Raw genomic sequence first — 20,801 nt, 5'->3', positions numbered from 1 at the left:
AGCTGTTAATTCATCTGTGAGCAACTTAATTTTTTTTGCCTGACTCCTCAGTTCTTCAGACGCGGCAGCGGACTCCTCCGAGCTGGCCGCATTATGCTGCGTCACTTTGTCTGTCTCAGTGACATTGTTGCTCACCAGTTCGACTCTCTGGGCCTGTTCATCAGAGATACTGGCAATTTCAGCTATCAGTTCTGCCACTTTTCCGGAATGCTCGGTCACATCATTAAAAGCCTGATATGTTTCAGATGCGATTTCTCCCCCGCTCTGTATCTTGCTTACTGTTCCCTCAATGAGTTCGGATGTGTTTCTGGCTGCTTCGGCAGATCTCATTGCCAGATTTCTCACTTCCTCGGCAACGACTGCAAATCCGCTGCCTGCCTCACCAGCTCTGGCTGCCTCAACAGCGGCGTTCAGGGCAAGGAGGTTGGTCTGAAACGCTATCTCATCAATTGTTTTTATGATCCTGGATGTTTCTTTGCTTGCCTTTATGATTTCCTGTATGGAGTCTGTCAGCTTATTCATTGATTTATTGACATTTCCGATAACATTTTTCACTTCCGTCATCAGATTGTCCGTCTGAACAGCATGACTCGCGTTCTGTCTGATCATGGATGAGATTTCTATCAGGGACGAAGAGGTTTCTTGTCCGGATGCCGCCTGTTCACAACTTCCTTCAGCCAGAGACCGGCTCGCGGCTGCCACCTGTTCGGAGTAAAAAAATATCTGATCCGTTCTTTTGTTCAGATCGTCAACAATAGTGCTTACAGGCAGCAGAACTTTTTTTCTGAGCATCAGTATCAGTAACACTGCCACAAGAAAGCCGATAAGGAGAATATCAAGATTTTTTCTGAAAAAAGCAAAGGTTCGTTCGCTAACAGCGGCAGCAGGTATTTTAATGCTCAGAATGCCGCGTAAATCGCCTACGGTGAGATTCCATGCCGTGTCATACATATCACGGACAGCAGCCGGTGCCTCAGCTCTTTTACCATGACATTTCAGACAATATTTTTCGACCCATATGGGCCGGGCATAAAGATAGAACTGCTTTCCCTCGGGATCGGTAAATGGTCTGAAAAGTATTTCTTGTTCCGGGTGTTCACGGAAATATGCAATTGCTTTCAGTTCTGCCTCATCTGCGGCCTGGTCATGATTACGCGGGTTGTCAGACACATTGTTAAAACTGAAGCCGGACGCGTCCCAGTTAGGATAATCTTTGGAAAAATTTCTCACAGCAAAAGCCGGTAAGAAATGAATTGTTTTTTCAGTCAGGGGGATTTTCTGATCTAAGAATACGTTTTGCTGAACCCGGCGAAACGCCATCAGCACATTTCTGACTTTTTCGGCCTGCTCTTGCAAATCTTCCTCAGCGTTTTCTTTCGCAGTCCGGTAGATTAGAAAAACAGCACAGCAAAAAGCAAGTGCCAGAATAATAATAATGAACGACAACAATTTATTCTGAAGATTCGATATATATATCATAATGTGTCTCCAAATTTTAGATTTAACTATCTGTATTTTATTATAAATTATAAAGAATAGGATTGAATATGTTTTTTGTTTTCTTTTGTCATTGCACTGGTTAATTTCAGGGTCATCTCCGGAGTGCGAAAAATACTTTTTCGCAATTGCTAAAATAAAATTTTTGCACTCCGGATTTGCCCGGAGGTCTATCCGGAGTGCGAAAAATACTTTTTCGCAATTGCAAAAATAAAATTTTTGCACTCCGGATCCGACCGGTGATCTTTCCGGAGTGCGAAAAATGCTTTTTCGCAATTGCTAAAATAAAATTTTTGCACTCCGGATCCGACCGGTGATCTTTCCGGAGTGCGAAAAATGCTTTTTCGCAATTGCTAAAATAAAATTTTTGCACTCCGGATTTGCCCGGAGGTCTATCCGGAGTGCGAAAAATGCTTTTTCGCAATTGCTAAAATAAAATTTTTGCACTCCGGATCCGACCGGTGATCTTTCCGGAGTGCGAAAAATGCTTTTTCGCAATTGCTAAAATAAAATTTTTGCACTCCGGATCCGACCGGTGATCTTTCCGGAGTGCGAAAAATGCTTTTTCGCAATTGCTAAAATAAAATTTTTGCACTCCGGATCCGACCGGTGATCTTTCCGGAGTGCGAAAAATGCTTTTTCGCAATTGCTAAAATAAAATTTTTGCACTCCGGATCCGACCGGTGATCTTTCCGGAGTGCGAAAAATGCTTTTTCGCAATTGCTAAAATAAAATTTTTGCACTCCGGATCCGACCGGTGATCTTTCCGGAGTGTGAAAAATGCTTTTTCGCAATTGCTAAAATAAAATTTTTGCACTCCGGATCCGACCGGTGATCTTTCCGGAGTGCGAAAAATGCTTTTTCGCAATTGCTAAAATAAAATTTTTGCACTCCGGATCCGACCGGTGATCTTTCCGGAGTGCGAAAAATGCTTTTTCGCAATTGCTAAAATAAAATTTTTGCACTCCGGATCCGACCGGTGATCTTTCCGGAGTGCGAAAAATGCTTTTTCGCAATTGCAAAAATAAAATTTTTGCACTCCGGATCCGACCGGTGATCTTTCCGGAGTGCGAAAAATGCTTTTTCGCAATTGCAAAAATAAAATTTTTGCACTCCGGATCCGACCGGTGATCTTTCCGGAGTGCGAAAAATGCTTTTTCGCACTTGCTAAAATAAAATTTTTGCACTCCGGATCCGACCGGTGATCTTTCCGGAGTGCGAAAAATGCTTTTTCGCAATTGCAAAAATAAAATTTTTGCACTCCGGATCCGACCGGTGATCTTTCCGGAGTGCGAAAAATGCTTTTTCGCAATTGCTAAAATAAAATTTTTGCACTCCGGATCCGACCGGTGATCTTTCCGGAGTGCGAAAAATGCTTTTTCGCAATTGCTAAAATAAAATTTTTGCACTCCGGATCCGACCGGTGATCTTTCCGGAGTGCGAAAAATGCTTTTTCGCAATTGCTAAAATAAAATTTTTGCACTCCGGATTTGCCCGGAGGTCTATCCGGAGTGCGAAAAATGCTTTTTCGCAATTGCTAAAATAAAATTTTTGCACTCCGGATCCGACCGGTGATCTTTCCGGAGTGCGAAAAATGCTTTTTCGCACTTGCAAAAATAAAATTTTTGCACTCCGGATCCGACCGGTGATCTTTCCGGAGTGTGAAAAATGCTTTTTCGCAATTGCTAAAATAAAATTTTTGCACTCCGGATCCGACCGGTGATCTTTCCGGAGTGCGAAAAATGCTTTTTCGCAATTGCAAAAATAAAATTTTTGCACTCCGGATCCGACCGGTGATCTTTCCGGAGTGCGAAAAATACTTTTTCGCAATTGCAAAAATAAAATTTTTGCACTCCGGATCCGACCGGTGATCTTTCCGGAGTGCGAAAAATGCTTTTTCGCAATTGCAAAAATAAAATTTTTGCACTCCGGATTTGCGCGGAATTTTTTAAGTCAGAAGCATTGGGGCAGGCTTTCATGCTTCGTTGTGACTGGCAGGCCATGCCCGTTTATAAGAAGAAATTTTACAGAAGGCAATATTTTTTGTTCAGAGCTGATATCTGATTTATCCGATTCTGAATACTCATCCGCTGGGGATTCGTTTTTGAAACTTTTTGTTATTTTTGCAGTATCAGTAGATCGAAAAGTTTTCGGGCTGTCGCTGGACAGACACGGCAAATGGGGGAGAAACCCCATATGCATCAGGCTAAGACTGCCGGACGGGGTTTGCAACCCCGTCCGAAACGTTTGTTTTCGGGGGTCGGAAAATATTTCGGACGGGGTTGCAAACCCCGTCCGGCAGATCACAGGTTAATAAAAACAATGAGTTACGATCTTAGCCTGATGCATATGGGGAGAAACCCGGCTTTTTCCGGCGGGGGAAGTCTTCTGTCCGGGGAAAAAAAGCCGGTTTTTTTTCCCATGACGCACACAGTCCGGAAACTTTTCGATCTGCTGAGTATAAGACCTGGGAGATTTTGGAAACCTCGCAGGTCTTCGGATATTGAAAAAACTTTTGTCCGGGTAATTCGTTCAGATTTATTTGAAAAATCAGCAAATTGCCGAATTTTGGGTTGTCTGAATAACTATCTGATTCTACAGGGTTTCCTCTTGAAAAAAACCATATCTGATATGGTCATTAAAAAAACCATATTTTTTTATGCTTGACTTCATACTAAAGATGGCTTATATTCTTTTTTATCAAGGCCCGGTCAGCTTTACCGGGCAGTTTCGTTCTGAAGGATTGTTTCATTTTATGTCAGTGTGGCAACCTGAGGTTTGGGAACTTAAATTATTTGAAAGGAGGTTGACACAATGGCAAATGGAATTGTAAAATGGTTCAGTGACAGAAAAGGCTTCGGCTTTATTGAACATGAAGACGGAAACGATGTATTCGTTCACCACTCAGCAATTAACTCATCTGGTTTCAGAACCCTGAGCGAGGGTGACAGAGTGACTTTTGATGTGGAACAGGGTCCCAAGGGACCGGCTGCTGCAAATGTGAGCAGAGTATAGAACCGTCATTTAAATAAATTGAATAAAAGGCATTTCTCGGAAAAAGAGAAATGCCTTTTTTGTTTGTGATTTGTGGTTTGTGATTTGTAATTTGCGATTTATCATCCTTTACAGCTTTCTCAGACTTCCTTTGAGATAATAATCCGCATTCAGATCGGCAAACAATTCTCTGAGTTCCTGCCGGAAAGCCTTCCAGTCATGACGGCGCTCAAGTTCAGGATGATGGTTTATTTTCCCCACCCGCCAATGGCCCACAATGGGATGCAGTTCCCGAATGACCGCCAACGCTTCTTTTGGCTCAATCACCGGTTCCAGGGATACCCATGTCCTGATTCCCCGTGCTTTTGCCTGTTCAATGGCCGCTATCCTGTCCTTTATCGGAGCCGCTCCGGGTTCCCAGTAATCCGCAAGCCTCCGGTCCATGAAAACAATGGTGCTGCCAAAAGAACATCCCGGATAATTTGCCATGAGATCAAAGTCTCTGACAGCCCGGGTTCCGCCTTTGGTCAGCACCGTGAACCGAAGCTCATGCCGGATGAAAAGCTCAATAGTCCGGCGGGTCAGGCCAAGTTTAAGCTCCTCCGGCTGATACACATCCCCCACAAAGGAGAGAAATATCTCCGGTATCTCCCAGCCGGCCATTTTCCCAAGCTCTTTTTCAAGCCGTCTGATATAATCCTTTTTGGGGTTTGCTCCCTGGAAATAATTCTCAAAGCGTTCGTTGTCATTGTAGCAGTAACGGCATCCGTGAGTGCATCCCTTGTAAATGTTGCATCCCAGAAGGGCATATTCCCCGGCCTTGCCGCTCGCCTGATAGATCAGCGCCCCGGGTTTGGAAACATAAAGCGGTCCGGGTTCGTCAAACAGGCTTGCCTGGTACATGGTTTTCCCTATGTTTCTCACAAATTGCATCGGTTCTAAATCTTTGCGTAAACCCCTCTTGCCTCATTTTTGATCTTACCCTGCTTCCTGGCCTTATAAATCACATTCCGCACTTGCGTATCACTCAGACCTGTCTTTTTTACAATCTGGGCTGCTGTAAACGCCTTTCTGGTTCTTCTGATTACCCCCATGACAGCATCTGTTACGGATAGTTCTTCCACTGGTTTTCTCTCAATTTTTCTCAGAATTGTCTTTTTCTCAGGCTCCGCTTTGGAAGAAGCTCTTTTCACCACAGATATTTTTATAACCAAATTTTTTTCAAATTTTGCTTTGGGAGAACTTTTTTTCGAAGTTTTTTTCGAAGTTTTTGTTTTGACAGAAGCCTTTTCGGCCTTTGTCCCGGGTTTTTCTTTTTTGGAAACAGGCACTTTTACAGGTTCATCCAACTCAATGCCAAAGACATCTGACAAGTCCGCCTCATCCATGACCCTCGCGCTCTTCTTTTCCGCTTTTTTGAGCAGTTTCCGGGTTTTCTCTTCCACAGCCTGGGCAATCAGATCATTGACATCAACCTTTCTCAGCTTGAAGAGCAGACTCGGGTCTTCGTCCAATCTCGCGCCCACACCGTAAAGCGTCGCGGCAACATGCTTGCACATGGAAGCCCAGTCCGGGCAACTGCAACTGAACTCAATCTCTCTGGGTGACGGAAACAAACCTTTTCCCTTAGTTGTGAAAATTTCTCCCAAATCTTTGGGAAATTTCCCCATGAGCAGTTCGGACAGGGATTCCAATTTGCCTTCACATTCCGCCCTGATGCCTTTCCAGATTTTTTTATCAATCTCTTTAATTTTGATAGTGATTGAATACGGATTGGATTCACCGCCCTGAACCAGGGCCTCGATCTTGCCTGAATGAATTTTAAGATCAAGCACGCTTCCGTGACGGACATAACTCCGTCCCCGTCCGATGCGGTTACTGTAATCCGCGTATCGTTCAAGATTCTTGTTCCACGCCTTGCCCCACCACGTCCGGGCCAAAGCTTTTCCTTCGATAACCACGGGCTGAATATCAGGATTTTTTTTCCTGAGTTGTTTTAATTTTTTCGCTGCTTTTGCTTTTTTCTCCGCCACAGGAACATAACGCGGATAATAGTCCCAATATCCCATATAAATACCTCCTAAGGAGGCGAGGGGCGAGAGGCAAGGGGCAAGAGGGATAAGAAGCCTCTCGCCTCCCGCCTCTCGCCCCTCGCCCCTCGCCCCTCGCCTACAACGTCAATTTGAAAAGATCCATTAATTCATCGTTTTCCATCTCTGTTATCCAAGCCTCGCCCGTGCTGGCGATCACTTCATCAGACAGCTTGGATTTCTCTTCCAGCATCATATCAATTTTCTCTTCCACTGTTCCTCTTGTCAGGAATTTATGGACAATCACATTCTTTTTCTGTCCGATTCTGAAGGCGCGGTCCGTGGCCTGATTTTCCACAGCAGGATTCCACCACCGGTCAAAATGAATGACGTGGTTTGCTTCTGTGAGATTCAGTCCCACGCCCCCGGCTTTTATGGAAAGCACCATGAACGGCGTATATTCAGGACTCTGAAACTGCTCGACAATCTTTTTCCGTTTGCCGACCGGAACGCTCCCATGTAATATCAGCCCTTTTCGTCCGAATATGCCTTCCAGGAATTCACAGATCGGTGCTGTCATCTCTTTGAACTGCGTAAAAACCAGAGCTTTTTCTCTCTTTTCATAAATCGTCTCGCAGATCTCACGAAGCCGGGTGAACTTTCCGCTGTCCTTTTCCTCATATCCGCCAGTGCCAAGATACTGATCCGGGTGATTGCAAAGCTGTTTGAATTTCATCAGAGAACCCAGGATCAGCCCTTTTCTCTGTATTCCATCTGTGCTTGCAATTACGTTTCTTATCTGTTCAACCATCTGATCATACAAGACAACCTGTTTTTTGCTCAGGGGCGCATACGATTTCATTTCCACTTTTTCGGGCAGATCCGAAATAACAGTCTTATCCGTCTTCAGACGTCTCAGGATATAGGGACTCACGAGCCTCCGTAATCTGGAATACCCCTTGGGATCATCTTTTAATTTCTTTGAGAATCCCCTGAACTCCCTGAGATTTCCCAGCAGCCCCGGATTTAAAAAATCAAATAAGGACCACAGGTCTGAAAGGCGGTTCTCAATGGGGGTTCCTGTCATGACGATCCGATTCCGGGCCTTAAATTTTTTCACGGCTTTTGTCTGTTTGGTTCCCGGATTTTTGATGGCCTGGGCTTCATCCAGAATCACATAATTCCATGAATAGGACTGTAGCCATTCATATCGGTGAGCCAGTGCGTATGTGGTGATCACCAGATCAAATTTGTCCAATGTTGCCGCTTTTCTGGCCCTGAGCCGCTTGTTCTTATGCGCTTCCGGGTGTGCGACAAAATATTTGAGATTCGGAAAAAAGCGCTGAATCTCGCTGACCCAGTTGGAAATCAGGGACGCGGGGAGAATGAGAAGGCTGGCTTTTCCGATTTTCTGAGATTTTGTGACATTTAAAAAAGCCAGCAGTTGGATGGTTTTGCCAAGGCCCATGTCATCAGCCAGGCACGCGCCGAACTGTAAGGAATCCAGAAAACAGAGCCAGTTCAGCCCTTTCTGCTGATACTCCCGGAGCTGTGCCTTAAATGTTCTGTTTGGTTTTACCGATGGTGTCAGATTCGGATCTTTGAGCTTCTGAATCATGGATTCCAGCCATTCTCCGTTGGATACGCCGGAGCCTGTGCCGTTCTCCTGAATTCCCAGGAATTTTTCAGGATTCAGTTGGATGCGGAGCGCTTCTCTCAGGCTGATCCCCTCTTCCCTTGCCATCTTTTTTGCTTTTTCATAAGCGTCAAGCGTCCGTTTCAGTTTCTCCGGGTCGGCCGCGACCCATCTGTTTTTAATGTATGCGAGTCCGTCAGTTTCCCGGAGCAGCCGCCTTGCTTCTTCTTCTGAAATCTCCTCATCCCCTAAGAACAATGTCGGGTTAAAGCTGAGAACAGCGTTCATTCCCACAAAAGTGGGCTGCACATCTCCCACACTAATCTTCAGGCTGAGATTTGATGTGGTTCCTTTCCACCAATTTGGGATTCTGCATAAGATACCGTATTTCTCATAAATCGGTATTTCTTTTAAAAACCTGAATGCTTCTCCTGATGTCCACGCAAGCGGGTGGAAGAGTTCTCCGGTTTCAAGCAATTCTGTGATAAAATCGCTCTCCTTCGCGGCCAAATGCACAGTGGAGAGAAGTTCCAGGAGTTTCTCACTCTCTTCTCCGTATTCTTCCAAGGCGTGCCTCAGCGGGAGGTGTCTGGATTTTCCCTTTTTGTCCAGCCGGGTGGAATACGTTGCCAGAAACGCAAAAGGCAGGTCCTCGCTTTTATTTTCCACCAAATGAAAAAAGATACGCCCCACCAGATGGACATTTGGGCTGTAAGCTTTGATAAAATCTTCAACTGTTCCGTCATAAGTCCGAAGGGTCTGGGAAAATTTTCTGCGGATTCCTGCCCATATTTTTTTCAGCAGTTCCGTGTTCAGGTATTCGGAACCAGTCATCAGCGGGGTTCCGTCAAGCTGCTGGCGGATTTCGTCCGTGTCCGTGGGGACTTTCACCTCATGGCGAAACAGTTCCAGTTCCGGTATCCGGCTTAGTTTCCGGGCAAATGTGCCTGCGAAATTCCGCCAGAAATTAAGAGACGGAGAGAGCCGGACTGTTTTGTCACAAAAGCCCAGAAATAACAAAAACTCATTCGGGTCGGAGCTGAAACGATTGTATATTTCTTCCTGTAAGAGAGCAGTGCTTTTACTGACAGGCTCTTCTGTGTCATTCCATTCCAGTTGCAATGTGCGGTTGGGCATTACAACTGCGTTTAATTCTCGGTTTGTCATTATCTGTCTGACCTTAAATATGCGTCAGGGGAAGTATTTCCCCATTGGATATCAAAACCTTATGCATGACAAGGCAAGATATCCCGACATGAGATTCCTTTCCTTTAATTATCTGACAATTCAGTCAAATCCTTTTTTATATAACACAGTCGGAGGGAAAAGAAAAGCAAAAATATATTTCAGGATAATGGTCATAGGGCCAGTATGAAAAAAATATATCTTCTATTCATATCATAACATAACCATCAGAAAAAACTAAAATTAATTTGAAAAAATTAAATCTTTATTGACAAATATTTTTTTATGCTATTTAAATCTTTTGAGATATATTTTTTTGAATACCCGAAAATGTAGGGTGGGTGGAGCGAAGCGCAACCCACCGATAGACAAACGGTGGGTTGCGCTTCGCTCCACCCACCCTACTATCGGAAATAAGAATCTGCTGCCAAAATTGGAAACAGGGAATGCCAGACCCGGAATCGGGAGTGCTTATTTCCGATAATGTCTAATTTATGATGAGGAAAATCCAAATGATTGATTCAATTTATATTAATAATTTTCGTCTGTTTAAGGAATTAACAATTAACAAGTTGGACACAGTTAATCTGATTGTTGGTAAAAATAACTCTGGTAAAAGTTGTTTATTAGAGGCAATACGTGTTTATGGGACAAATGCTTCTCCAAAAGTGCTATTTGACCTGATCAGAGACAGGGGGCAAGATTGGGAAAGTAATATGCAGCAAAAGCAAAATCAGTCTGTTCAGGAAGCAGAGAATCCTCTGCGTTACCTTTTTTACGGGTATCGCTTTCCTGAAATTGGTACGAATTCAATAGAAATCGGTTCCTCTGAAAATATTAAAGACAGATTGAAACTTCGTATGCGAGCCTATAAACTTATTGAAACCGAAGAAAGTCGTATTTTTACTCGTATAGACAATGAAAATTTAAAAGAAAACGGATTAGATGATGCAGAACTTGTTATTGAGATTGAGGAAGGAAATAAAGTTAAGCCTGTGCGCTTAAACAGAGACCCGAGACTTTACCAGAGAACGGCCAGTTACAGAGCATTACCTGATGGTGATATGAAAATTAATATTCAAATTGTTCCGACCAAACATATTGATGATGAAAAAGTTGCTGATCTATGGGATAATATTAACATTCATCCTAATTTAAGAAAAGAGGTATTTGAAGGTTTAAAACTGATTGATGAAAAAATTCAGGAAGTTGTATTAGTTGGCCGGAGAGGTTATATAAATCCTATTCTGATTTATGATGATACTGATGAACGAATCCCGCTAAAAAGTATGGGCGACGGGATGACCCATCTGTTTCATATAATATTGGCATTGGTCAATTCTCGTGGTGGTCTGCTTCTTATAGATGAATTTGAAAATGGTCTGCACTATTCAGTGCAGCCCCAAATATGGAATTTAATTTTTCAGCTTGCAAAAAAATTGGAGGTTCAGGTTTTCGCCACGACGCATAGCTGGGATTGTGTAAACGCGTTTCAAAAAATGATTCAGCAGCATAAGCTGGAAGGAATGCTGATACATCTTGGTCACAGCATTAAGGGCAGTGACAGGGGTAAGATAATAGCAACCGAATATGACAAAGATGAACTTATATTGGCAACTCAGGCTGACTTAGAGGTTCGATGATGGACAACAACACTTCGATATTATTGGTGGAAGGCCAGGCTGATGTTGATTTTTTTGAGGCATTGCTGAGAAGGCTGAAAATAACAATTAAAAGCGGCGTTCCCTTACACTCTTTTATGCCCTTAATTACTAATTATTTTAGAAAGATATGTTTTATAACCCTGTGAATTTTCAGATATGAATGTACCTGACAGAATTAAAAAATTAACTGAGACTTTTGATTATAATTTGGAGACATATAAAAAAAGCTCGTACAATGAAACTCAGCTGCGTCGTGAGTTTATTGATCCGTTTTTTGAAGCCCTGGGCTGGGATATTACGAACAGACGGGGCTATGCGGAAGCATATAAAGATGTCATTCATGAGGATGCCATAAAAATCGGCGGTGCCACAAAAGCACCTGATTATTGTTTCCGCATCGGCGGCATCCGTAAATTCTTTGTTGAAGCCAAAAAACCGGCTGTGAATATCAGAGAAAATATACATCCCGCGTACCAGTTGCGCCGGTACGGCTGGAGCGCAAAGCTGCCTGTCAGCATTCTGACCGATTTTGAGGCGTTCGCAGTTTATGACTGCCGTGTGAAACCTGCCAGAACGGACAAAGCCTCGCATTCCCGAATTCATTATCTGAAATACACAGATTATATTGACCGCTGGGAGGAGATTGAAAGCATATTTTCCCGTGAGGCCATTTTAAAGGGGTCTTTTGACAAATATGTTGAATCCAAAAAAAACAAAAGAGGCACTGCCGAAGTTGACACGGCATTTTTGCAGGAAATTGAACGCTGGCGGGAAATTCTGGCAAAAAATACCGCGTTGCGGAATCCGGGTCTTTCACAGAGGGAACTTAATTTCGCAGTCTGGAAAACCATTGACAGAATCATTTTTCTGAGAATCTGCGAAGACCGCGGTATCGAAAACTACGGCAGACTGATGGCCTTACAGAACGGTGAAAATGTTTACAAGAGACTGTTTCGGTTATTCCGCAAAGCAGATGAGAAATATAATTCGGGCCTGTTTCATTTCAAAAAAGAAAAAACCCGTGAAAATTTCGACAGTCTCACGCCAAAACTGAACATTGATGACAACGTATTAAAGGACATTTTTAAAAATCTGTATTATCCTGACAGTCCTTATGAATTCTCTGTTCTGCCTGCCGACATACTGGGGCAGGTCTATGAAAAATTTCTTGGCAAAGTCATCCGTCTGACACCGAAACATCACGCAAAAATTGAAGAAAAACCGGAAGTAAGAAAATCAGGCGGTGTCTATTACACACCCACCTATATTGTTGATTACATAGTAAAACAAACCGTGGGAAAACTGGTCAGAGGTAAGAAGCCGGGGCCGAGGGGCGCTGTGAGCAGATTAAAAATACTGGACCCTGCCTGCGGTTCAGGTTCGTTTCTTATCGGTGCGTATCAGTTTCTGTTGGACTGGCATCTTGATCAGTATGTGAATGACAATCCTGAAAAATGGACAAAAGGTAAATCGCCCCGTGTTTATCCGTCTGACAAGGGGGAATGGCGACTGACAACTGATGAAAGAAAGCGTATTCTCTTAAATAATGTCTTCGGCGTTGATATTGATCCGCAGGCTGTGGAAGTGACAAAACTCTCGCTTCTGCTGAAGGTGCTGGAGGGGAAAGATGAGCAGAGTATCGGAAAGCAGATGGCTCTTTTTCAGGAGCGTGTTCTCCCGGATTTGGCAAAAAATATCAGATGTGGCAATTCTCTTATTGGTTCTGATTTTTATGACGGGAACCGGGTGAGTCAGACTGATGAGGATGAGATTTACCGGATGAATGCTTTTGACTGGGATGCCGAGTTTGCAGATATTATGAAAAAACGAGGGTTTGATGCGGTGATCGGGAATCCGCCGTATGTATTTGGGCGAGATTGGAAGGCTTTAAAAATTGATGATAATATCAAAGCATATCTTGGAAAAAAATATTCAAGTTCACCATATCAGCTTGATATGTTTTCCATTTTTATGGAATTAGCATCATTGTTGTGCCGCAACAAAGGTTATATTGGTCAAATTGTTCCTAATGTGTGGCTGACAAATACTTATTCATCTAAAACCAGAAAGTTTATTCTGAGCCATTCAAATGAATTGTGTATTTTGAAACCGCCGGCCGATATTTTTCAGGGTCTTACAGTGGACACCATTGTATATATCTACCAACTGTCTGAAAAATTAAGTAAAACTTTTGATATAAAAGCTTTGAAAGGCAATGAATTATCTAAAATAGCGACCCATTCCAGAAAAAAATATTCTGATGGTTTATGTCCCATTTCCACAAGTCTTAACAGCATTGAAACGGATTTGGTCTTCAGGATAGCAGAAAATTATCCTAAACTCCAAGAATTTTCCAAAATTACTCGCGGAGTTCATTCATACAGAACCGGTGGCTATGGAAAAACTGCTTTTGGAACGGGTCATCAGACAGCTAAGGATGTTAAGGATCGCCCATATCATAGTCCTGTCAAAAAAAATGGATACCGACCTTTTATCTATGGACGGGATTTAAAACGATTTACGCCGCCAATGCCAGGTGAATATATAAAATATGGCTCATGGCTTGCAGAACCGAGGCAACCCGAATTTTTTGAAGGTACTCGTATTTATTCAAGAAAAATTCTGGCTGACCGTCTTTTAGTAACCCTTGAAAAATCAGAGTCTGTTGCAGATCAGCAAGTATATATAACTTTACCCGGAACTGACACAGTAAAAGCTTCATATCTTGCAGGTATTTTAGGGAGTTTGCTTATATCATTTTTTATACGAGGCTTTTATGATGAAGCAAATGACGCTTTTCCTCAGATAAAAGTCAGTCAATTAAAAGCAATACCCATTCGCACAATCAACTTTTCCGATCCTGCTGAAAAAAAACTTCACGATCAAATGGCAAACCTCGTTGATCAGCTGCTAAATCTGAATAAAAAATTAAACAATGCCAAACTTCCGCAAGAAAAAAATCTGCTTCAGCGCCAAATCGAATCCACAGACAAACAGATAGATCAATTGGTTTATAAACTGTATGAGCTAACTGATGAAGAAATAAAAATTGTAGAATCAGTAAGTTAAAAGCACATAGCCCGACATTGCTTGTATCAGGTTAAGCCCGAATTCCTTCCCTTCGACAGGCTTAGGGAGCGGGAACGGCGTGCCTCAGGGAGCAGGAACGGCGTGTTCTGAGCTTGTCGAAGGGGGGAGGCAGTTAGGGCAGCCGGAAAAAAATAGGTGATTTAGACGGCCTGCTTCTGACTCGTATGCAATGGCAGGATATTCGGTGTCTGATTCAAAAAGAATGTCCGATACAGCGTTTTGGATTGACCTGTATGAATTTTACTGATAATAAGCTTGATGAGTTCAGGGAGTGCCGCCATCGGTTTTCCCTGCTCAGAGCCTCCGCTGAATCCCATTAAAAAGCTTCTTCCCTTCAGCGGAGGCTTTTTTTTAAACTTGAAACTTGAAATTCGAAATTGGAAACTTGAAACTTGAAATTGGAAAACAATGAAAAAAGAACTGATTGAAATACTTTGTCAAAAATCTTTTAAGTATAGCAAGGAACCGGTATTCAAACTGGTTTCCGGCAAGATGAGCCAGTTTTATGTGAACTGCAAACCCACAACACTGAGTCCGAGGGGAATGTTCCTAGTGGGCCATCTTGTATTTGACGAGATAAAAGAACTGAATGTGACCGGTGTGGGCGGGCTGACTTTCGGGGCTGATCCCATTGCCACTGCAACGGCTTTTGCCTCTGAGCTGAAATCGCGTCCCATAAAAGCCTTTTCAATACGCAAAACCCAGAAAGATCACGGAATTGTGAAATGGATCGAAGGGGATATGTCACCGGGTGAGCAGGTTGTCATCATAGATGATGTCGCCACAACCGGCGGTTCGACAATCAAGGCAATTGAGCGGGCGCGCTCAGAAGGATTGGATGTCGTAAAGGCGGTTATTTTGGTTGACCGTCAGGAAGGCGGTCTTGAAAATATCCGTAAGCATGTGGAAGATGTGTCCGCCATTATTTCAAGGGATGAGCTGATACGTCAGTGGTCCTCGGACAACGACAGTTAAAGCACAGGTTACGGACAAATATACGTTGCACAGGCATTTTCTGATTCCCATGCGGTTACGCGTGAAACTTTTATTAAAGGATCACTGATTTTTTCTTGCATGGCTGTGGCAATGTAAAAGGCAATATTTTCCGAAGACGGCGGATTGTCGTCATTAAAATATTCAAGTTCGTTCAGAAATTTATGATCCAGTTTTTCCATGATTTCATTCAGACACTGCTTCAGTTCTCCGAAATCCATCAGCACACCTGCCCTGTTTAATTTTTCTCCTGCCACACAAACTTCGATATTCCAATTATGCCCATGCAGATTTTCACATTTCTCTGCCACCATCTTCAACTGATGGGCCGCAGCAAAGTGGGTGACGATTTTTAACTCATACATTTTAATTACCAGTTGTGTCAGTTGTCAGTTGTCAGTTGTCAGTGACAAGTTCCGGTATTTACTGACAACTGACAGTTCTTAACTGTTATCTTGCAGCTCTCGCTGCATTTCCTTTGAACATATTTTTTAATTTATTGCCCAGCTTGCCTTCTTCAAGTTTTGAAAATTCTTTTAGCAGGGCTTCCTGTTTCTTCGTCAGATTTGTCGGTGTCTTAATGTCAACCTGAATGAGCTGATCGCCTCGGCCGCCATTTCTGAGAGAGGGAATTCCCTCACCTTGAAATCGGAATACATCTCCGGGCTGCGTACCTTTCGGGACTTCAAGGTCTTTTTCACCTTGCAGCGTGGGTACGGGTATTTTGTCACCCAGCGCGGCCTGTATAAAGGAAATCGGTATCTGACAGATAACATTTGTGCCGTCACGCTCGAAAAATTCATGGCGTTCCACATGGATGAAAACATAAAGATCACCTGCGGGGCCGCCGTAAGCCCCGGGTTCTCCTTCACCTGTGAGACGAAGTCTTGAGCCGGAATCAACACCGCCCGGAATTTTTACAGCAACTCTCTTGCTTGTTCTGACTTTTCCGGCACCTTTGCAATTGGAGCATGGATGAGCAATGGACTGCCCTCCGCCCCGGCAGTGCGGACAGGTTGTTCTCACTGTAAAGAAGCCCTGGGTCCGGGAAATCTGGCCTGTTCCGCCGCATTCCTGACAGATTTCAGGCTGCGTGCCTGGCTGACATCCGGTGCTGTTGCATTCGGGGCAGATTTCCATCTTCTCCACATTGATTTCGGTTTCTTTTCCAAAAGCCGCTTCCATGAAGCTTAACCGCATATCATAGCGGAGGTCGTTCCCTTTCTGAGATCTGCTTCTTGAACGCCTGCCGGTATTGAATCCGAAGAAGTCTTCAAAAATATCGCCGAAACTTGAAAAGATATCCTCAAATCCACCGAAACCGGAAAAACCGGACCCCTCAAGGCCCTGATGTCCGTATTGGTCATAAATGCCGCGTTTTTGAGGATCCCTAAGCACTTCATAAGCTTCGGCAGCTTCTTTGAATTTTTCCTCGGCCGCTTTGTCCCCCGGATTTCTGTCCGGATGGTATTTCATGGCAAGCTTTCGATAACTTGCCTTTATTTCACTTTCGGATGCGTTACGGCTTACACCCAAAGTTTCATAGTAATCTTGTTTACCAGACATTTAGCTTCCCTGATAATTTCAACTCTGTGGTTGTAATGGCGTGTTCATTGTGATATTTTAATTGATATTCTAATATGTTTACCTAAATAATATATTAAATTAATACAGGAACCGGAGTTGTCAATGAAGAATATGGAACTTCCTTTTATTAAGGATATGTTTGAAGCCATAGCACCCAGGTATGATTTGCTGAACCGGCTTTTAAGTTTAAGGCAGGATGTTTACTGGCGAAGGCTAATGGTGTCTGTTATGGAACTTCCTGATAATGGAAAAGTATTGGATGTTGCCTGCGGAACAGGTGATGTCGCGTTTGAAATATTACGGCAAAAGGGATTAGGAATCCGTGTCTTTGGTGTTGATTTTTCACCGGGCATGCTCGTGCTGGCAAAAAATAAAATCAGGGATGCCATTAGCTGTCCCGGATTTTCCAAGCCTTCAGAATTCGGGAAATATCCTAACATATATCTTATAGCAGGAAATGCTTTTCATCTTCCGTTCAAAAAAGAAACCTTTGATGCCATAACAATTGCTTTCGGAATTCGGAATATCAGGGATAAATTATCTGCATTGAAAGTTTTCCATGACAGTCTGAAGCCCGGGGGAATGCTCTTTGTGCTGGAACTTGCCACCCCCCGAAAGGATTATTATTATCATTTTATCTTTTTTATTTTAAAAAAATTCTTCCCTTAATCGGATGGTTTTTTTCAAAGAATTTGAAAGCCTATAAATATCTTCCAGCTTCGGTGATAGATTTTCCGGAACCTGATATTTTTGCAGGAATAATGCGTTCATCGGGGTTTTCAAACGTCAAATGGCGGAAACTGACAATGGGTGTTGCAACCCTCTATGTTGGCCGCAGGGGAAATTTTAAAAGATAAAAAATAAATAAAAGAAGGAGACTGAGGATTTGTTCGCTTGTTCCCGGACAGAGCCTCGCTGATATTAAGTTAAGCCTCCGGAGTGCGAAAATTATTTTTCGCACCCTCGCCGGTTTGCGATCTCTGATAAAATATTCAATGCGCTTTCGGGGTTGCCGGATAGAGGAACCGCAGCTTCCGGGGCAAGTGTCATAATGGAATGCATTAACGAGGAAAAGCAAGCCCGGGGGATCAATCTCCGGGCTGAAAGCTCAGGTACGCCAACTCGCTATTATAGCCGGCTTTCGCCTCAGTTTTCAGCCCTGACATTGATGTCCGGGCTTTTCTTCATATGTTACAATTAAAAAAAGGAGTCAGATAAAATGGGAAAATGTGTCAACCATGAGGACAGAGAAACCAATTTTTTATGCATGAAGCACGAGGTGTATATGTGCCAGGAATGTCTCCGGTGCCGTGATCCTGAAATTTATTGCAAGTTCCGTTCATCCTGTCCCATTTGGTTTATGCACAAGCAAAAAAAGCGAGAAGAAAGAGAACGAAAAGCCGAAGCAGTGATGGAGACATATAAAATTAGCTCTGACCCGGACAACACCCCCTCGAATTTGAGGACAAGACTGCCATAGAACAGAATATTATCTTCACTGAATCTGATATTGAGAACATTGTGCGGAGCAAAGAAGGCGTTTATGCGGATTTTACCGTGTTGCGCTGAATCAGGCAGGAGCGGATTTTTCAATGGCGGACAGGTCTCTGATTACAGGAAGGGCCGGGCAGTATATCTTGACGTAGAAAAAGCTGTCACCATAGGACTGTTTCCGGAGATTGACCGGGACAAATTTAGATAGTGTTCTGAAACCGGACTTTTCTGAAATATTTATTATAAGTACCTGACCAAAAGTTTTTCATACATCTTTTTTTCAGCGGGCGGCAGAGAAACCCCGGGGTTTTCCTTCACGGGCGGCGGATCATTCCGGGGAAAAAAGCCGGGTTTCTTCCCCCTGGCAGATATAGAAAACTTATGGTCAGGTACTTAGTATAGTCATTCAGGAGTAAAAAACTGTTTTCGGAGGAATATTTCGATGGCACGGATTCCTGTCCGCTGTCCGCTCTGCGGAGGTGAGAAAGTGAAAAAAAGAGGAAAAACAGGTGACGGAAAGCAGCGTTATCTGTGTCAGAATGAGAATTGCGAGACAAATTTTTTGCTTCTCGACTATATATAACTGAAGAAAATCAGAATTTCTGACATTTTTGAAACTCGATAATCAAATTTTTTGATTCGGTCCGGTCGGACTGCCTGTCATTTCGTTCGACTGAACTCACGCCGAAGCCTGCGAAACCAGGAATCCGCAAGCTCCGGAAACCATGGAACAGAAGGTCACAACCCTTATTCCCCCTGCCTGTCATTTCGTTCGACTGAACTCACGCCGAAGCCTGCGAAACCAGGAATCCGCAAGCTCCGGAAACCATGGAACAGAAGGTCACAACCCTTATTCCCCCTGCCTGTCATTCCGTTCGACTGAGTTCACGCCGAAGCCTGCGAAATCAGGAATTCATAGCCCCGGAACCGTGACATCGGCCAAAAACAAATTCCTGCTTTCGCAGGAAATAGAGGCTGTCCTTCCGGATCGGATCAAAAAAAATCTGATTATCGAATTACAGGAATATCATATAAGCCCATCGCCAACTGCAAATCACAACTCACTCACCACAACTCACTAATTATTTATGTGTATTACGCCAACCGTTCCAGCAGAATGCCGAGCATTCGTCGCAGGGGTTCTGCCGCGCCCCAGAGGAGCTGATCACCCACGGAAAATGCGGTGATATAACCCTGCCCCATGTTCAGCTTGCGAATCCGTCCGACAGGAACAGCCAGCGTACCTGTCACTTTGGCCGGGGAAAGCTCCTGCATGGAGATTTCTTTTTCATTGGGAATCACTTTTACCCAGTCATTATGTTCGGCAAGCAGCGATTCAATTTCATTTGCCGGAATATCTTTGGTGAGTCTGATGGTAAACGCCTGACTGTGGCAGCGCATGGAACCGATGCGGACACACAGCCCGTCAATAGGCACGGGATTATCAGACCTGCCCAGGATTTTGTTGGTCTCCACAAAGCCCTTCCATTCCTCACGGGTCTGGCCGCTTTCCATGGGCCGGTCAATCCAGGGGATCAGGCTGGCGGCCAGGGGCACGCCAAAGTATTCAGTGGGAAAAGATTCGGCTCTCATACAGGAGATGACCTGGCGATCCAGTTCCGCAATGGCCGAACTCGGATTGTTCAGCAATGCTTCGGCATCAGTGCCGATCACACGCATCTGATTCACCAGTTCGCGCATATTGTTGGCCCCGGCCCCGGATGCAGCCTGATAAGTCATGGAAGTCATCCACTCCACCAGATTTTTTTCAAACAGCCCCCCCAGTGCCATGAGCATGAGCGATACTGTGCAGTTGCCGCCGACATAATCCTTAACACCGTTATCCAGCGCCTTGTCAATCACATTGCGGTTGACCGGATCGAGGATGATCACGCTGTGGTCCGCCATCCTCAGGGTGGAAGCCGCATCAATCCAATATCCGTTCCATCCGGTTTTCCGAAGCTCGGGATAACATTTTTCCGTATATCCGCCGCCCTGACAGGATATAATAATATCCATTGATTTCAGCAGGTCATAATCAAAAGCGTCGGCTACTGGCGGCACGTCAATACCCACATCCGGTCCGGCCTGCCCGGCCTGGGATGTGGAAAAAAATAACGGCTCAAATCCCTTGAAATCTCCTTCAGCCCGCATCCGCTCCATCAGCACAGAACCGACCATGCCGCGCCATCCGACAAATCCTGTTTTCAGCATTTTGTTATCTCCTCTTTATGAATGTTGGCTGTGTACAGGACAAAAACATGCGCTGCGTGAAGAAACCCGGCTTTTTTCATCAGACGGGGTGTCTTCCCTCGCCAAGAAAAGCCGGGTTTCTTTGCTGTTCATTTTTTTTTATTCTGTACACAGAAATTTTGGATATCTGTTTCAAATCAGAGGCGCATCTTAAATCATAAAAAATATCAAATGCAAGTAAAAAGTTTATGATCTCGATGTAATTTTTATGCGCTGATGTCTTTAAGTTAGTAAATCTTATTAAATCTCGTTCCCACGTTTTGCGTGGGAATGCGTCATAAGATCACAGCTTCCTTCAGGATGGTTTGGCTGTCGGGGCTTTGATCCTCCGACGATCTTTGGTGATAAATTAAATATCCTGCTGTTTCGATATGTTCA

General features: G+C 43.9%; 11 protein-coding genes and 3 pseudogenes. 6 read left to right on the top strand and 8 right to left on the bottom strand.

The annotated features are described in order from the left end of the window. Positions 1-159: 159 nt before the first annotated feature. A pseudogene (locus dnm_RS02095) lies at positions 160-1,365 on the bottom strand (methyl-accepting chemotaxis protein); the annotation flags it as partial. Between the two features lie 2,946 nt (positions 1,366-4,311). On the opposite strand from dnm_RS02095, the gene dnm_RS02090 reads away from it, so the two are divergent. Then, entirely contained in the window at positions 4,312-4,512 is a 201-nt protein-coding gene (locus dnm_RS02090; RefSeq protein ID WP_207681068.1) for a cold-shock protein, read from the top strand. 108 nt (positions 4,513-4,620) lie between these two features. On the opposite strand, the gene dnm_RS02085 is transcribed toward dnm_RS02090, so the two are convergent. From dnm_RS02085 to dnm_RS02075, 3 genes are all read right to left on the bottom strand, one after another. Next, the gene (locus dnm_RS02085; RefSeq protein ID WP_207681067.1) at positions 4,621-5,424 is read right to left on the bottom strand and encodes an SPL family radical SAM protein; all 804 of its coding nucleotides are present in this window, start codon (positions 5,422-5,424) and stop codon (positions 4,621-4,623) included. Between the two features lie 5 nt (positions 5,425-5,429). Then, a complete protein-coding gene (locus tag dnm_RS02080; protein WP_207681066.1) occupies positions 5,430-6,560 on the bottom strand; it encodes an SWIM zinc finger family protein in 1,131 nt (376 codons plus the stop codon). 100 nt (positions 6,561-6,660) lie between these two features. Continuing rightward, positions 6,661-9,324: a DEAD/DEAH box helicase gene (locus tag dnm_RS02075; protein WP_207681065.1), complete on the bottom strand. Its 2,664-nt coding sequence runs from the start codon at positions 9,322-9,324 to the stop codon at positions 6,661-6,663. A gap of 530 nt (positions 9,325-9,854) precedes the next feature. Between dnm_RS02075 and dnm_RS02070 the strand changes: the two genes are divergently transcribed. Continuing rightward, positions 9,855-10,985 (top strand): AAA family ATPase, encoded by a 1,131-nt coding sequence (locus dnm_RS02070; RefSeq protein ID WP_207681064.1) that lies wholly within the window; start codon positions 9,855-9,857, stop codon positions 10,983-10,985. 177 nt (positions 10,986-11,162) lie between these two features. Then, positions 11,163-14,075, top strand: a complete 2,913-nt coding sequence (locus tag dnm_RS02065; protein WP_207681063.1) for an Eco57I restriction-modification methylase domain-containing protein — start codon at positions 11,163-11,165, stop codon at positions 14,073-14,075. A 161-nt stretch (positions 14,076-14,236) separates the two neighbouring features. Here the strand turns inward: dnm_RS02065 and dnm_RS02060 are convergent, their stop codons facing one another. After that, positions 14,237-14,413, bottom strand: a complete 177-nt coding sequence (locus tag dnm_RS02060) for a hypothetical protein (RefSeq protein ID WP_207681062.1) — start codon at positions 14,411-14,413, stop codon at positions 14,237-14,239. A 91-nt stretch (positions 14,414-14,504) separates the two neighbouring features. Between dnm_RS02060 and pyrE the strand changes: the two genes are divergently transcribed. Then, positions 14,505-15,071, top strand: a complete 567-nt coding sequence (pyrE, locus tag dnm_RS02055; RefSeq protein ID WP_207681061.1) for an orotate phosphoribosyltransferase — start codon at positions 14,505-14,507, stop codon at positions 15,069-15,071. Positions 15,072-15,079: 8 nt separating this feature from the next. On the opposite strand, the gene queD is transcribed toward pyrE, so the two are convergent. Then, the gene (gene queD, locus dnm_RS02050; protein WP_207681060.1) at positions 15,080-15,454 is read right to left on the bottom strand and encodes a 6-carboxytetrahydropterin synthase QueD; all 375 of its coding nucleotides are present in this window, start codon (positions 15,452-15,454) and stop codon (positions 15,080-15,082) included. 85 nt (positions 15,455-15,539) lie between these two features. After that, a complete protein-coding gene (gene dnaJ / locus dnm_RS02045; RefSeq protein WP_207681059.1) occupies positions 15,540-16,655 on the bottom strand; it encodes a molecular chaperone DnaJ in 1,116 nt (371 codons plus the stop codon). Positions 16,656-16,778: 123 nt separating this feature from the next. Between dnaJ and dnm_RS02040 the strand changes: the two are divergent. Beyond that, positions 16,779-17,533: pseudogene (locus dnm_RS02040) on the top strand (ubiquinone/menaquinone biosynthesis methyltransferase). A 1,079-nt stretch (positions 17,534-18,612) separates the two neighbouring features. Next, positions 18,613-18,747: pseudogene (locus tag dnm_RS02035) on the top strand (IS1/IS1595 family N-terminal zinc-binding domain-containing protein); the annotation flags it as partial. Positions 18,748-19,265: 518 nt separating this feature from the next. Here dnm_RS02035 and asd read toward each other — a convergent pair. After that, a complete protein-coding gene (gene asd / locus dnm_RS02030) occupies positions 19,266-20,384 on the bottom strand; it encodes an aspartate-semialdehyde dehydrogenase (RefSeq protein WP_207681057.1) in 1,119 nt (372 codons plus the stop codon). Between the last annotated feature and the right edge of the window lie 417 nt (positions 20,385-20,801).

Origin of the sequence: Desulfonema magnum (assembly GCF_017377395.1) — a bacterium.
In the GTDB taxonomy this organism is placed as follows: domain Bacteria; phylum Desulfobacterota; class Desulfobacteria; order Desulfobacterales; family 4be13; genus Desulfonema_C; species Desulfonema_C magnum.
Note: the sequence above shows the minus strand (reverse complement) of the source record. Positions and strands in the feature narration are given on the sequence as shown.

Bases quoted from the DNA above. Each gene is read 5' to 3' on its own strand.
- dnm_RS02065 (WP_207681063.1), top strand. From the start codon at position 11,163: ATGAATGTACCTGACAGAATTAAAAAATTAACTGAGACTTTTGATTAT.
- queD (WP_207681060.1), bottom strand. From the start codon at position 15,454: ATGTATGAGTTAAAAATCGTCACCCACTTTGCTGCGGCCCATCAGTTG.
- dnm_RS02080 (WP_207681066.1), bottom strand. From the start codon at position 6,560: ATGGGATATTGGGACTATTATCCGCGTTATGTTCCTGTGGCGGAGAAA.
- dnm_RS02060 (WP_207681062.1), bottom strand. From the start codon at position 14,413: ATGGGATTCAGCGGAGGCTCTGAGCAGGGAAAACCGATGGCGGCACTC.
- pyrE (WP_207681061.1), top strand. From the start codon at position 14,505: ATGAAAAAAGAACTGATTGAAATACTTTGTCAAAAATCTTTTAAGTAT.
- dnaJ (WP_207681059.1), bottom strand. From the start codon at position 16,655: ATGTCTGGTAAACAAGATTACTATGAAACTTTGGGTGTAAGCCGTAAC.
- dnm_RS02090 (WP_207681068.1), top strand. From the start codon at position 4,312: ATGGCAAATGGAATTGTAAAATGGTTCAGTGACAGAAAAGGCTTCGGC.
- dnm_RS02085 (WP_207681067.1), bottom strand. From the start codon at position 5,424: ATGCAATTTGTGAGAAACATAGGGAAAACCATGTACCAGGCAAGCCTG.
- dnm_RS02070 (WP_207681064.1), top strand. From the start codon at position 9,855: ATGATTGATTCAATTTATATTAATAATTTTCGTCTGTTTAAGGAATTA.
- dnm_RS02075 (WP_207681065.1), bottom strand. From the start codon at position 9,324: ATGACAAACCGAGAATTAAACGCAGTTGTAATGCCCAACCGCACATTG.
- asd (WP_207681057.1), bottom strand. From the start codon at position 20,384: ATGCTGAAAACAGGATTTGTCGGATGGCGCGGCATGGTCGGTTCTGTG.